The organism is Synechococcus sp. BIOS-U3-1 (genome assembly GCF_014279975.1).
GTDB lineage: Bacteria > Cyanobacteriota > Cyanobacteriia > PCC-6307 > Cyanobiaceae > Synechococcus_C.
This window is the reverse complement of sequence record NZ_CP047936.1, coordinates 940,157-954,168: the sequence shown is the minus strand read 5'-3', so window position 1 is coordinate 954,168 and position 14,012 is coordinate 940,157. Positions and strand designations below refer to the sequence as shown.

Annotated in this window: 13 protein-coding genes and 1 tRNA gene; 10 read left to right on the top strand and 4 right to left on the bottom strand. The window is 55.4% G+C overall.

Annotated elements, in window-relative coordinates:
* Window positions 1–59 precede the first annotated feature (59 nt).
* Window positions 60–2,720 (bottom strand): aminopeptidase N, encoded by a 2,661-nt coding sequence (gene pepN / locus SynBIOSU31_RS04910; protein ID WP_186492345.1) that lies wholly within the window; start codon window positions 2,718–2,720, stop codon window positions 60–62.
* A gap of 23 nt (window positions 2,721–2,743) precedes the next feature.
* On the opposite strand from pepN, the gene SynBIOSU31_RS04905 reads away from it, so the two are divergent.
* On the top strand, window positions 2,744–3,028 hold the full coding sequence (locus SynBIOSU31_RS04905) for a hypothetical protein (protein ID WP_186492344.1): 285 nt from the start codon (window positions 2,744–2,746) through the stop codon (window positions 3,026–3,028).
* Between the two features lie 85 nt (window positions 3,029–3,113).
* Here the strand turns inward: SynBIOSU31_RS04905 and SynBIOSU31_RS04900 are convergent, their stop codons facing one another.
* A complete protein-coding gene (locus SynBIOSU31_RS04900) occupies window positions 3,114–3,491 on the bottom strand; it encodes a hypothetical protein (protein WP_186492343.1) in 378 nt (125 codons plus the stop codon).
* A gap of 333 nt (window positions 3,492–3,824) precedes the next feature.
* Window positions 3,825–4,400, bottom strand: a complete 576-nt coding sequence (locus tag SynBIOSU31_RS04895) for a hypothetical protein (RefSeq protein ID WP_186492342.1) — start codon at window positions 4,398–4,400, stop codon at window positions 3,825–3,827.
* Between the two features lie 103 nt (window positions 4,401–4,503).
* Here SynBIOSU31_RS04895 and SynBIOSU31_RS04890 point away from each other — a divergent pair, with 103 nt between their 5' ends.
* Window positions 4,504–5,655 (top strand): histidine kinase, encoded by a 1,152-nt coding sequence (locus SynBIOSU31_RS04890; protein WP_186492341.1) that lies wholly within the window; start codon window positions 4,504–4,506, stop codon window positions 5,653–5,655.
* A 41-nt stretch (window positions 5,656–5,696) separates the two neighbouring features.
* Window positions 5,697–5,769, top strand: a tRNA-Glu gene (locus tag SynBIOSU31_RS04885).
* A 113-nt stretch (window positions 5,770–5,882) separates the two neighbouring features.
* Here the strand turns inward: SynBIOSU31_RS04885 and SynBIOSU31_RS04880 are convergent.
* Window positions 5,883–6,410: an SRPBCC family protein gene (locus SynBIOSU31_RS04880; protein WP_186492340.1), complete on the bottom strand. Its 528-nt coding sequence runs from the start codon at window positions 6,408–6,410 to the stop codon at window positions 5,883–5,885.
* Between the two features lie 159 nt (window positions 6,411–6,569).
* Here SynBIOSU31_RS04880 and SynBIOSU31_RS04875 point away from each other — a divergent pair, with 159 nt between their 5' ends.
* The 7 genes from SynBIOSU31_RS04875 (at window position 6,570) to SynBIOSU31_RS04845 (ending at window position 14,002) form a co-directional block, all read left to right on the top strand.
* Window positions 6,570–7,880, top strand: a complete 1,311-nt coding sequence (locus SynBIOSU31_RS04875; RefSeq protein WP_186492339.1) for an FAD-binding oxidoreductase — start codon at window positions 6,570–6,572, stop codon at window positions 7,878–7,880.
* Between the two features lie 152 nt (window positions 7,881–8,032).
* A complete protein-coding gene (zwf, locus tag SynBIOSU31_RS04870) occupies window positions 8,033–9,556 on the top strand; it encodes a glucose-6-phosphate dehydrogenase (protein ID WP_186492338.1) in 1,524 nt (507 codons plus the stop codon).
* 45 nt (window positions 9,557–9,601) lie between these two features.
* Complete coding sequence (locus SynBIOSU31_RS04865) at window positions 9,602–10,885, top strand: glucose-6-phosphate dehydrogenase assembly protein OpcA (RefSeq protein WP_186492337.1); 1,284 nt, start codon at window positions 9,602–9,604, stop codon at window positions 10,883–10,885.
* Between the two features lie 58 nt (window positions 10,886–10,943).
* Window positions 10,944–12,338 carry a cobyrinate a,c-diamide synthase gene (locus tag SynBIOSU31_RS04860; RefSeq protein ID WP_186492336.1) on the top strand — a complete coding sequence of 465 codons (1,395 nt, stop codon included), beginning with the start codon at window positions 10,944–10,946 and terminating at the stop codon, window positions 12,336–12,338.
* Window positions 12,287–12,640 (top strand): acylphosphatase, encoded by a 354-nt coding sequence (locus SynBIOSU31_RS04855; protein ID WP_186492335.1) that lies wholly within the window; start codon window positions 12,287–12,289, stop codon window positions 12,638–12,640. Before SynBIOSU31_RS04860 ends, SynBIOSU31_RS04855 begins: the two co-directional genes overlap by 52 nt.
* A gap of 82 nt (window positions 12,641–12,722) precedes the next feature.
* The gene (locus SynBIOSU31_RS04850) at window positions 12,723–13,316 is read left to right on the top strand and encodes a histidine phosphatase family protein (protein WP_186492334.1); all 594 of its coding nucleotides are present in this window, start codon (window positions 12,723–12,725) and stop codon (window positions 13,314–13,316) included.
* Window positions 13,316–14,002, top strand: coding sequence for a GAP family protein (locus tag SynBIOSU31_RS04845; RefSeq protein WP_186492333.1), 687 nt, complete (start codon window positions 13,316–13,318; stop codon window positions 14,000–14,002). Before SynBIOSU31_RS04850 ends, SynBIOSU31_RS04845 begins: the two co-directional genes overlap by 1 nt.
* Window positions 14,003–14,012 lie beyond the last annotated feature (10 nt).

Genomic DNA, 14,012 nt, shown 5'->3' with positions numbered 1-14,012 from the left:
TGAATTGAATTGACCTTGCCCAAAATCCACAATCTGCCTCCAAGCAAGTGGTTCCTGGCTCATGCTTCCATCAGCGTCACCACTTCACGGGTGTTGGTCGATAGATCTGCAGAAGCCAGTGTTGACAATGCCCGCTTCACGGCAGCCTGACGCTCGCTGCCATAGGTGCGCCAACGACTGAAGACTTTGGCGAGCCGCGACGCTGTGATGGCATTGCGCTGATCCACAGCGATGATCTGCTCAGCCATGAACTGATAACCGCTGCCATCAAGAGCATGAAAGACACGTGGATTGCCCACGAGCCCACCTAAAACAGCACGCACTGAATTCGGCGCCATCGGGTCATAACGGGGATGTTCCAACAACGCGGTAACCCTCTCGAGGGCATCGGCGCGCGGTGTTGAAGCTTCCAGAGAGAACCAGGTGTCGAAAATTACCGGACGGTCTTGCCAGCGATCGTGAAACGACTGCAGAGCCTGATCGCGCTCGACACACTCAATCGGCTGCAGCGCCCGCAGTCCCTGACGTGCCAACGACATTGAGGGGCCTTGCACCGCATGAGCGGCATCGGAGCGCGCCCTTGAATCACCGGCTGCAGCGAGCCAGCTCCAGATCAAACCTGTGAGCTGACGCTCACCCTGTCCAGCTGGCCAGGCCTTGTCCAAGCTGGATGCAACGCCATCAAGCCTGGATCTCAACAAAGATGCCAGTTGAGATCCGAGCTGCTCTCTCAGTTCACACACCGCCCGCTCCAGCGCAGGTGGGTCGGCTTCCCTCTGCAGCGACTCAAGTTCTGCTGCACCAGGGAAAAACAAGAGAGTTGCCAACACTGCTGGGTCCTGTTCTCCACTGCCTGCAAGCAACTGGCGAAGGGCATCCAACATCCTTGACTCCAGCTCTGACTCAAGTGATCCCGCAGCACGAGCAAGGATCAGCCGCTTCCAGAGCTGCTGGCCGGCATCCCAGCGGGCAAAGGCATCGTTATCACCAGCAAACAGGGCAAACAGATCGTCGACGGTCTGGCCTGCATCCCAGGTCACCGGAGCTGAAAAACGTCGGAACAAGGAAACGACCGGAGGTTGTGCAACAGGGGGCAACCCATCCAGGACGACGGTCTTTTCCTCCTGATCGAGCACCAACAGCCTTTCCTCTCCGGCAGATCCACCGGGTTGCAAAACAGACCAAAGAACAGGAATCACCAATGCTTGCTTCCGTTCCTGCCCTGGAGTGGGCGCGGTGGACTGCTTCAACGTCAAGCTCAGGCGTCCGGCATCGCCATCCCAGAGGGATTGAACATTGATATGCGGTGTTCCAGCCTGGTGGTACCAGAGCCGGAATTGATCGACATCAAATCCGAGGGGCTGACCATCGGCTCCGGCACCATCCACAATCGCGGCAACAAAATCCTCGGTTGTGGCAGCTTCTCCGTCGTGTCGCTTGAAAAACAAGCTCATACCGCGCATGAAACGTTCCGACCCCAATAAGGTCCGCAACATACGAATCAGTTCCGCCCCTTTTTCATAAATGGTGGTTGTGTAGAAATTATCAATGGCCTGATAAGAGTCCGGCTTCACTGGATGGGCTGTGGGTCCTGCATCCTCACGGAACTGCGTATTGCGAAGCATCTCTGCATCTTCAATTCGCTTTAAAGGTTCGGAATGAAGATCAGCGGTAAAGCACTGGTCGCGAAACACTGTGAGACCTTCTTTCAGCGACAACTGAAACCAATCGCGGCAGGTGATTCGATTACCAGACCAGTTATGAAAATACTCATGCCCAACAACACTTTCAATCCGCTCTAATTCCCCATCTGTTGCAGATTCAGCATCAGCGAGAACCAATTTGGAGTTGAAGATGTTCAGACTTTTATTCTCCATTGCGCCCATATTGAAGTGGCGGACGGCGACGGTATTGAACTCATCAAGGTCGTACTCGAGTCCATAGACGGACTCATCCCATTCCATGGAACGCTTCAAAGACGCCATGGCATGGGCTGTGAAGGGCTCATCGCCTGCCTCAACGTGCAAACGCAACGTCACTTCACGCCCAGAAGCGGTTCGATAGTGGTCCCTGATCTCGCGCAAGTCACCCGCCACGAGAGCAAACAGATAGGAGGGCTTCGGAAAGGGATCTTCCCAGACAACCTCATGACGTGATGCATCGTCTTCCAGAGCAGAAGCACTGATTTCATTTCCGTTCGACAGCAACACTGGAAAACGTTCCCGATCCGCCTCAATCCGAACCCGGTAGCGACTCAGAACATCCGGACGGTCTGGATGAAATGTGATACGTCGAAACCCTTCAGCCTCACATTGAGTTGTGAGCATTCCACCGCTTTCATACAAGCCTTCTAGTGAAGTATTGGCCTGAGGATCTAAGCGACAAACTGTCGTTAACGTAAAAGCGTTAGTAGGGGGTTCAAATATTTCCAGCAGCTCACCACTCAAGCGGTATGAACTTGTCTCCAAAAGATGCCCATCAAGAGAAATTGAAATCAACTCCAAATCGACTCCGCACAAAATCAACGGAGTCGACGCCTTCAAATCGCAAGGTTCGAGATGAAGATCGGCTGTGACTAAAACTGAATCAGGCTGATGCACCACCACATTCAGCTCAACCCTGGGAATAGCAAAGGGGAAAGGCCGGTAGTCAGACAAACGCTTGGGTGGAGCAACCCCAGCCCAGTTGATGGTCGACTCAGAGGATGAGGTGGAAACCATGAACAGCTCAATCTCCCCTAATCTTGGCTCGCTCGGTCAACAAATGGCGAGAGGGAAAACCTCACCAATCCATGGACGCCTGCGCTCCAACAATGAATGGCGCAGTCAAAATCAATGCCACCGAATCAATGACTGCCAACAGATCTCAATGCGACGAACCCTTGCTGATGCAAGCTCTCACTGCAGAACAGGCTAAACAACGCAACTCAGCGTTCATTCCAGGGTCAGAAGCGCGAAACTTCAAACCAAAATTCTATCGTGCCTTGCAATACGATATAGAAACTATCTTAATAAGCAAAGCAAGATAGCTGAAACGTATTTACTCCTGATACAACTCAAACAAGTCATCTGACCTGAACGATATGCGTTGAAACAGATCAGATGACTAAATAATTATTTACCCGCTTGAGACTTTAACAGTTTTTCAGCTTTTGTAACTTCTTTTTTATAATCTTGAGGCAAGTCTTTGCCACAACGAACTCCAACCACTGGCAATAATTGCATCGCCAGACCATTCGCAACTTCCTCAGAAGTTAAAGCCTTTCCGTTCTTGACACCTGAAATCTTGGAACCATTAACTTCCTTGATGTAGCTCACCATCGGAACCATGTTCGCCTGCATCGCAGTCAAGAATGGAACCTTGCTTTTGGACAAAATGCACATATTGATCGACGCGATTGAAACCATTCGCTCGATCTCAATCGCTGTGGCCGGGGTTGTCGCTCCACCTGCCCCTTGAGCGAATGCAATGGAAGTATTGAGAGGAAGCACTGCGAAGAGCAGAGCAGTTCTGAACGCCTTCGGAAGACTGGGACGGGGGATACGCACTGAAAGACTTATGGGAGCGGTCCCATGCTGCCTCATACCAGCGAAAAATGGCTAGGAACTTGTTGCGACAAAATCAATCCCAGGCCAGTAACGGAACGGCTTGAAACTACTCACTCAAACTTCTTAGAGGCCATAAAGCCTTGCCAAGGCCCTGAAGAGATCCCAAAAAACAAGCCGTTCAAAACGAAAGAAGACCTGCCGCAACAGCAAACGCTGCATGCGGGCAGACAGGGCTGGTTGCGAACGACGCGATCAACAAGCCGCGAGTACAACAACTCAATCAGAGTCAATCGGAGCCGAAGCATCTTCAAGACGGGTTTCATGGTGATGTTCCACGATTTCCAGATCACCTTTCTGCCAGCTGTAGATGGCGCGTGATCGAAAACGATCCTGATCGATCAGTCGTGTGTACTCCTGAACATCCCAGTCGAGGTAATGCGACTCAAACACCACCTCATGTTCATCAACCTGACGAATCTGCGTTCGCGACTCGACCTCTTCGAGAAAAGCACGACTACGCAGCAACTGGTGGCCCATCAGCGTTGCCTCCATCACCCCCTCACGCTGATAACGCGGCTTGCGATCGAAGAAATCTGTTTCATGTTCAGGCCACCAGCTCATGCGGTAGTGAGGCTTGCCAACCCGTGATTCCGCAAAGATCTCTACCCGGATCATCATGTCCAAGAAAAGAACTTCCTCATTCTTAAAAACGTATTGACGCCGTGAACGCCAAAGCCCGAGGTTTCGCGCAAACCAACGTCTGAGATTGCTGTCGAGGTAGACCCGCTGCGAAGCCGGGGACTCACCATCCGGGGGTGGAGCACCACGGCGTTCAACGGGAAGAAGGGCCATGAAAAGTCCTGACTGACAACAGTCTGTTCAAAATCGTCTTAGCGGTTCTGCTGACCTTTGCAAAAACCCATAAGGTAAGGCTCATCTTTTGGAGCAACACCTGGTGGGCGGGATCGATCCCACACCACGTCAGCAGCTGACTTTGCTTCTGGTCGCAGGTCGTCACCATCTCTCCAGTGGTGATCTGCGTTCGCTGATCCAGTTCCTGGAACAGGAGGACTGCGGTTTTGACGTGACACTTCAGGTGGCTGATCCTGTCGAGCACCCCGAATTGCTGGAACTCCACCGCCTGGTGGTCACGCCTGCACTGGTGAAGTTGCAGCCGATGCCGAAGCAGGTCTTTGCAGGGACCAGCATTTTTCAGCAGCTGCGCGGCTGGGTGCCCCGATGGCAGCAGGATGAAGTTGTCAGTGGACTTGGCCTCAGCCTGAAGCCCACAGAACTGGATGGAAGTCGAACCCAGCGCGAGCTTCAACTCGAAGATCAGCTGCTGGTTCTACGGCAAGAAAATGAAACTCTGATTGACCGCCTCCAATCTCAGGAACGCCTTCTAAGAATGGTGGCTCACGAACTTCGCACGCCCCTAACCGCTGCGACGCTGGCACTACAGAGCCAGCAACTTGGCCAGATTGATCTCAACCGATTTCGCGACGTCCTGAAACGGCGCCTCGACGAAATTGCTCTGCTCTCCAAGGATCTACTGGAGGTGGGGAGCACGCGCTGGGAAGCTCTCTTCAACCCCCAGAGACTTGACCTAGCCAGCATTGCTGCAGAAGCCATCCTTGAACTTGAGAAGCTCTGGCTCGGCCGAGACGTGACCATCAACACCGACATTCCGGCCGATCTACCGCTCGTCTTCGCTGATCAGCGGCGCATGCGTCAGGTCCTACTCAATCTGCTGGAAAACGCTCTGAAATACACGCAAGACGGCGGCACGATTGCACTTGGCATGGTGCATCGCACTAGCCAGTGGTTACAGGTGAGTATTAGCGACAGCGGTCCTGGCATCCCTGAAGCTGAACAACAACGCATTTTTTTAGATCGTGTCCGACTTCCCCAAACATCGGGAGGAACATCGGGCTTCGGAGTAGGACTTTCTGTCTGCCGACGAATCGTTGAGGTCCATGGTGGACGCATCTGGGTTGTCTCAGAACCAGGCAAAGGAGCCTGCTTCACCTTCAATGTCCCTGTCTGGCAAGGACAAGGACAAGAGAAGTTGGCCGCTGCCTTGACGGAGGGTCAGTCGGAACCGTAATTTCATTTGGTGCTCAGGAGTACACCTAAGAGCACGGCCTCGCCCCCATCGTCTAGAGGCCTAGGACACCTCCCTTTCACGGAGGCGACAGGGGTTCGAATCCCCTTGGGGGTATTGATTGATTGCCTTTTCGAGGCAACACATCCATTCATGGATGTTTTTTTATGACAATTGATCACTACAAGAGAGCCTCACTTACGACCCCAAAAAACCAACCAGTGAAACCTTCAGGACTCCGTGAATCGACGGATGGTTTCTTGCTCAACCGCAAGGAGGTTGTCATTGAGGTCCTGCCGCAGACGTTGTTCGATCAGCGCCACTGGCATACCTAGACACCCCTGAACAGTGAGTTCGTACAAAACAAGGGTTTGATCAGGAACAGCCTGCAAACGCCAGGCTCCTTCGAAACGTCGGAAATCACCTTTCAGCATTCTGAATTGCAGCAATCCTTCGGGACGATGCTCAGTTAATTCCAACTGCACTTGAGCCGAGAACTTCAGGCCTAAAACCAGTTGCTGACTGCCAACTTGAGCAAGCGTGACCCGATTGCCCGACCGCTCAATCAGCTTGCTGCTGCTGAGGTTGGGAATGAAATTGCTGAGGCCTTCATAGTCAGTGAGAACCTGCCAAAGCTGGTCCACTGACTGGTCCGTCCGCAGCTGAACAGCCAAACGACGAACCCCCTGGGGCAGACGCTCGACGGTCTGCTCAATCGTCTGCTGACGGACTTCTGTCGCTAGCTGAAGAGTCGTCAAGGAGTTGGCGAAGTTCAACCAGAAGAAGTTAACAACGGAATCTTAGTGAAAGTCAGCTTGAAGGCCAGACCGCAATCTGATGTGAAGGTCTAGAGGGCTTGAACTGGGTGTTGATCACGAGACTATGATCGCGCGATCTTTCAAGGGAACCGACATTCCATGCGTGTCAGCTCGGCGGGTACCAGCAGCTACGACGAACGGATGTTCACGCTGGTCGTTGTCTGGCTGCAGGCCGGCAAACATGTCCGATCGGAAGAGCGAATCACCGTTTCCTACGACCGCCTGCAAACCACTGTCCAGACGATCAACGGCAGAGGCGGCCAGATTCAGTCTGTGATTCCAAACAATGAGCCGATCTCAGCTGGTGCGCAGGCTACAAAAGCTACGACCGCTAAGGCTGCCACTGCAAAGGCTTCCTCTTCAAAGGCTTCCGCCTCAAAGGGTTCCGCCAAACAGGCTGAAAAGTCGGTAGCCGCTAAGGCTCCCGTAAAGCCTGCTTCTAAAGCAGTTGCATCCAAAACTCCCACCAAGCCTGTAACCAAAGTGGATGCTTCCAAGGCTCCTGCAAAGCCTGCTCACCAATCGGTTCCTGTCAATCTCTACAAACCCAAAACCCCCTTTGAAGGCACGGTTCTTGGCAACTACAGCCTTCTCCAAGAAGGGGCGATTGGACGTGTCCAGCACATCACCTTTGACCTCAGTGGGGGGGAACCCTTACTTGAGTACGTCGAAGGCCAGTCGATCGGCATCATTCCTGAAGGAACAGACGCCAAAGGCAAACCTCACAAGCTCCGCCTTTACTCGATTGCCAGTACACGCCATGGAGATGACATGGCGGGCAAAACGGTTTCACTCTGCGTCCGACAACTCGAATATCAGAACGAGGCCGGAGAAGAGATTAAAGGTGTTTGTTCAACCTATCTCTGCGATATCAACCCTGGGGACAAGGTCAAAATCACAGGCCCTGTGGGCAAAGAAATGCTTCTTCCTGAAGATGAAGAAGCCAATGTGATCATGTTTGCTACTGGCACTGGCATCGCCCCAATGCGGACCTACCTGCGTCGCATGTTTGAACCCAACGAGCGTGACAAAAACGGTTGGAAATTCCGCGGCAAAGCCTGGCTGTTCATGGGTGCCCCCAAGACTCCAAACCTTCTTTATGACGACGATTTCGCGAGGTATCAGGAAGAATTTCCTGATAACTTCCGCTATACGAAGGCAATCAGTCGCGAACAGCAAAACACCAAGGGCGGTCGCATGTACATCCAGGATCGCGTCCTGGAGCACTCCGATGAAATCTTCTCGATGATCGAAGATCCCAAGACGCATGTCTACATGTGTGGCCTACGCGGCATGGAACCCGGCATCGATGAAGCCATGACAGCTGCAGCTGCTTCCAAAGGATTGGATTGGGCTGAACTGCGTCCTCAACTGAAGAAAGCGGATCGCTGGCACGTGGAGACCTACTGAGTTTTCACTCAAACCTTCCAGATCAAAGCCCATCGAAAGGTGGGCTTTTTTATTTGGGTTGTCCCGAGACGACGACAAAACGTGGCCTGATGTTCTGGAGCACTGTCAGCGCGGTGATTCCTAGTTAAACCTTCGTCAGAGCTTCCGGTGTCATGAGCGAAACGATGACAAACCCGTTGAGGGTCGGCCTGCGTCAGGAGCGAGTCATCGCCCCTCAGTGCTTGGTGATCTTCGGCGCAAGCGGTGACCTCACACATCGCAAATTAGTGCCGGCGCTATTTGAGCTGTTCAAACAGCGCCGTCTGCCAAGTGAATTCGCACTGCTGGGATGTGCTCGACGCCCATGGAGTGATGAGGAATTCCGCCAAAAAATGGCGGAGGCCATGGAGACCACCGTGAACGAGAACCGTGCGGCCTGGGAACAATTCTCGGCAGGCATGTTCTATGAACCGGTGGATCTTCAAAAACCTGAGGATCTCGTCAAACTCGGCCATCGGCTCGACGAAATCGACAGGACACGAGCAACCCGCAGCAACCGTACGTTTTATCTATCAGTTTCACCCAAGTTTTATGGCAGTGGCTGCCGCTCTCTGGCCGACGCAGGACTGCTAAAGGATCCTGATCGCAGTCGTGTGGTGATCGAGAAACCCTTCGGCAGGGATTACGGCAGTGCTCAGACACTCAACCGCCTGGTGCAGGGCTGTGGACAAGAAAATCAGATCTTCCGCATAGATCACTACTTAGGCAAGGAAACCGTCCAGAACATCATGGTTCTGAGGTTTGCCAACACCATCTTCGAACCGATCTGGAACCGAAACTACATCTCGAGTGTTCAGATCACTGCCGCTGAAACTGTCGGTGTCGAAGAACGGGCCGGCTACTACGAAACATCCGGCGCTCTCAGGGACATGGTGCAGAACCACCTAACCCAGATGCTGGCGATCACGGCCATGGAAACACCTGGACGGTTCGACCCAGAAGCGATCCGCAGTGAAAAAGCCAAGGTTCTGCAAGCGGCTCGTCTGGCAGATGAAAACGAACCATGGAACTGCTGCATCCGTGGGCAGTACGGCCCCGGTGGAACTCAAGACTCACCTTTGCTCGGCTACCGCCAAGAACATGGCGTCGATGCCAACAGCACCACAGAAACCTATGTGGCGATGAAACTGTTCATCGACAACTGGCGTTGGCAGGGCGTGCCCTTCTATGTGCGCACAGGTAAACGACTGCCGAAGCGCCTCAGCGAGGTGGTGCTCACTTTCCGGGAAGCACCGGTACATCTCTTTGATGCCGCCGGAGGAGGGCCAACTGCTAATCAACTGGTCTTGAGAATTCAGCCGGATGAAGGGGCTGAATTCCGTTTTGAGGTGAAATCTCCCGGCTCCGGAATGCGCAGCCGACCGGTGGAGATGGAATTTTCCTACGACGAATCATTTGGAGAGCCCTCTGATGAGGGCTATGTCCGCCTGCTCGCAGACGCCATGCTCGGCGATCCCACGCTGTTCACCCGCAGTGATGAGGTAGAAGCAGCCTGGCGTCTCTACACACCTCTGCTGGAGCTGATTGAAGACAGCCCTTGGCAGCTGCCGATCCACCCCTATGAATCAAGAACCTGGGGTCCCGCTGCATCCGATGCCCTTCTTGCCCGAGATGGCTTGCTCTGGCGACGTCCATAACCCGATCCGACTGACCACCATCTGTCCCACTCAACCGGCTGCATCATGTCCCCCCAGCTCACGCTTCAAACCCCTCTTGAACTTCCTCCCTCTGAAGTACCCGGCTACCTGGAACAGCTCTGGTCGCGTGACCAGCCCAACAACGTCGGTGCCCACACGTTCTGCCTGCTCATCTGGCAACCGGCCTGGGTTGAGCAACAGCTTGTCCGCACCGGCCGCCTGGATGGCCCAATCACCGGCGTGCAGAGATCGCAGCTGATTGCTGCAGGTCGTCAGGCCGTGGTGGATGGCGATCTGCCCATCAGCACACCACCTCTCACAGAAGTTGTGGCGACTTGTCTCAGCCAGATGGACGGGGGGCATACCAGCGAGGATCTACGCGGCCAGCATGTGGATGCAGCTCTCAGCAACTTGCGCCCTCGGCGACTAATCACCTTGGCGCCCAGTCTTGATGCTGAACTCCCTCTTGAAACCCTGGTGGCTGCGTACTGTCCGCTCCCAGAAGAAGGCGGTGGAACGGTGGCCTGCGGCGATGTGGTGGTGTTGCGTGGAGGCAAGCCTGCACTGCAGCAGGGCTTAACAATCCTCGATCCTCTGTTGCCGGAGGAACTCCCCTCCTGGGTCTGGTGGAACGGAGCCCTTGATGAAGCACCTGAGCTCCTACAGCAACTCGCCAGCTCACCCCGGCGGCTAATTCTCGATTCCGCACTTGGAGAGCCTGGTTTCTGCCTCAACCTGTTGGCCTCAAGGATCGAAGCAGGGCAAGCGGTCAACGACCTGAACTGGCTACGACTTGGCAGCTGGCATCAGACCCTGGCCATGGTCTTCGATTCACCGCATCGGCGCGATGCCCTTGGCCACGTGGTTCAGCTCGACATTGATGTCGAAGGCGACCATCCAGTGCAAGGACTCCTGCTCGGATCCTGGATCGCTGACCGTCTGGGCTGGGAGTTGCAGCACACTCAAAGCAACCCTGACCAGAGCATCAGTGCCAACTTCCAGAGACCTGACGGCACTGATATTCAAATGCGCGTGTCGCCAGTACCTATGGGGCAGCCCAGTATTCACCCCGGTCAGATTGTGGGGCTTCGCCTGATCTGTAAACCAGACAACCAGCCTGCGATCTGCGTGATTCTCTGCGCTGAGTCTGGGGGCTGTATGCGCCTGGAAGCTGGTGGAATGGCCAGCATGGAATTGATTGAAGAAGTCGTTCCAGTGCAGCAGTCCCCTGTGGAGGCGGATGTTTCTCGCCAGCTGGAAGGCGGCCATGACTCCACCAACCCTCTACTCGCTGCGGCGGCCCCACTGGCTGCCAAGCTGATCAGCTGAATCCCCCCCTGAGCGGGGTCTCTCCTGTCACTCCGCTCAAACAATCTCCGCTCAAACCATGGCCTGCGTGATCGCTGCTCCGGCCAGCGGCAGCGGAAAAACTCTGCTCAGCCTCTGCCTGATTGCCTGGGCCCGCCAACTTGGCCACAGCATTCAGCCCTTCAAGGTCGGACCCGACTATCTCGACCCCCAGCTGCTTTCGCTAGCAGCAAACCAGCCCTGCAGAAACCTTGACCTGCCCCTGTGTGGCGAGGACTGGGTGCAGCTCAGCTTCAACGGTTACGGGGGGCGTTGTGACATGGCCCTGGTTGAGGGCGTCATGGGGCTGTTCGATGGCATTGGTTCCAGTTCCGATGGGAGTACAGCCGATGTAGCTGTGAACCTTGCCCTTCCTGTGGTGTTGTTGGTGGACGCCGGAGGTCAGGCCCGTTCTCTCGGGGCACTGGTTCGAGGCTTCAGAGATCTCGATCCACGCCTCAACCTTGCTGGCGTCGTGCTGAATCGAGTCAGCAGTCCAAGGCATCGTGAGCTGCTTGAAGAGGTGCTCACGGACATCGGAGTGCACTGCCTGGGCTGCCTACCGGTGGATCCCAACCTAAAGCTGCCCAACCGGCATCTCGGGCTTGCTCCAGCCCATGAACTGAACGCTCTTCACAAGCGGCTGGAACGCTGGGCTGCTCTGGCGGAGCAGCACCTCAACATGGAAATACTCCAGACACTTCTGCGAGCACCAAGACCCGGCCCTGACCCGATTCGACACGTCTTATCTCCGGAGCTGGAGACCTCACGACAACACTCTTTGCCTGTCGCTGTTGCACAGGATGAAGCCTTCCACTTCCGCTACCCCGAGATGCAGGAATGCCTCGAGCTGTTGGGAATGCCAGTGCTGCCTTGGAGTCCCTTGAGCGATGCCGCACCACCAGTGGAAGCGACCGGCCTGATCCTGCCGGGGGGATTCCCGGAGCTGCATGCAGACCAACTGAGTCAATGCAAGACAACCTTCTCATCACTGCACACATGGATTCGCGACAAGCCGATCTACGCCGAATGCGGAGGGATGCTGCTACTGGGTCGAGGTCTGGCCGACCCGGAAGGGAGACGGCATGCCATGGCAGGTCTCTTGCCATTTGAAGCCAAACGAGGACGGTTGCAGGTGGGCTACAGACAGCTGGAAGCTCGCAGTGACAGTTTGCTATTGCGCAGGGGTGAACGGCTCAGGGGCCATGAATTTCACCGCTGGCAGCTGTGCTGTGAATCGGGGGAAAGCGTTGGCAGCTGGAAGCCGTTGTGGCAAGTTGAAGGTTGGAAAGTTGAGCGGAGAGTGGAGGGATGGAACCTGCCCAATCTGCACGCAAGCTGGGTTCACCTCCACTGGGGCGGATCCTCGACGATCCCCTGCAGATGGCGCGCCGCGCTCGGCTTCGCAGCGAGGCAGAGCGTCGCCGCTTTGTAACCCGCAGTACCCGGCAGAGATCTATCACTCTTCAGGAACGCTGGCGTTTTCTGGTGGAAGGGACCGTTCAGGGCGTTGGCTTCCGGCAGGCCTGTCGGAGACGTGCTCTGGAACTGGGTCTCAGCGGCTGGGTCCGAAATCTGGAGGACGGCCGAGTGGAGGTGCAAGCGGAAGGCGATCAGCTCCCCCTCAACGAGCTGAGGCTTTGGTGTGAACAGGGACCCAGCGAAGCGAGGGTTCGTCTGGTCAGGCCCTGTCAGATGCCGATCACCGGTGCAGACTGGTTCGAAATCCGGCAATAACAAAGGGCTCGCTAGCTATTGCACGCGAAGCCAAATCAACCTCTGATGATCACAATCAGGACAGAGGCAGCTCGATCCGGCCATGGCCACTCACCGCCAGCTCTGGCTCCTTCGACATGGAGCCACCGAGTGGGCTCGCGACGGACGTCACACAGGCAACAGCAACATTCCTTTGCTTCCAGAAGGAGAGGACGAGGCACGTCGATTAGCTCCTGTCCTGAGCCATCAGCGGTTCGCTGCCGTCTTCAGCTCACCTCTACAACGCGCTCAGCGAACCTGCGAACTGGCAGGTCTGGGCGCAGATATGACGGTGATGAACGAGTTGCTGGAATGGAATTACGGTGATTACGAGGGAATCACCACTCTGGATATCCAGCGCACGGTGCCTGGCTGGAACGTCTTCACCCATGGCTGCCCCAATGGCGAAGACGCCCAAGCAGTGCAACAACGCTGTGAAACCGCCATTGGGATTGCTATGAAAACGCCTGGAGACGGAGATGTGGCGCTCTTCGCCCATGGACATCTGCTACGGGCCTTGGCAGGCACCTGGGTTGGGATGGGAGCTATCGGCGGCCGGCTGCTGATGTTGAGCACTGGAAGTCTCTGTGTGCTGGGTTTTGAGCACGGAAATCATGCGATCGTGCGCTGGAATGCGCCTGCTGACGGCCAGTTCTGATGAGCGACACAACCCTCTGGGCGGAACTCCTGGCCTATGGCACCGGCATTGGCCTCTCGCCGATCCATATCGCCGTTCTGTTGCTGCTGCTCCTGGGCCCGAACCCCATCAAAAGAGGTGGATGGTTCCTCGCAACCTGGGTGATCACCACGCTGCTCGCAGCCACGCTGTTAGTGACAGTCGGTCATTCCCTGCTTCTGGACATGAGTCATGGCTCCCATCACCGCACGGGCCTGGATCTGCTGGCCGGCGGAGCACTGGTCGCGATTGGCGGCCGAGAACTGATCAAATCACTGACCGAAGGCTCAGAGCCACCAGCCTGGACCAAGGGGATCGATCGTTTCCTAACCATGCCACTACCACTGCTGCTGCTGCTGGGATCGGTTGGTGAACTCATCAGTCCCGACGACATCGTGCTGTTCGCCAAGTCGGCTGGTGTTGTTTTGTCTGCCCAGCTGCCCACCTGGCAGGAAGTCGTGGGATTAATCGCTTTCACATTCGGAGCCAGTCTGTTTTTGCTCACACCTTTTGTTGCGGTTGTCCTTGGCCGCGACAAAGTCGTTCCCCTTCTTGAAAAAGGCAAAGCAGTGCTGTTTGCCCGTGGCAGCCTTCTAGTTGGTGGGGTGAGCCTGGGACTGGGTCTTTACCTGGGCTGGCAAGGTGTCAGCGGCCTGACGATGATCTGAACCGAACTAC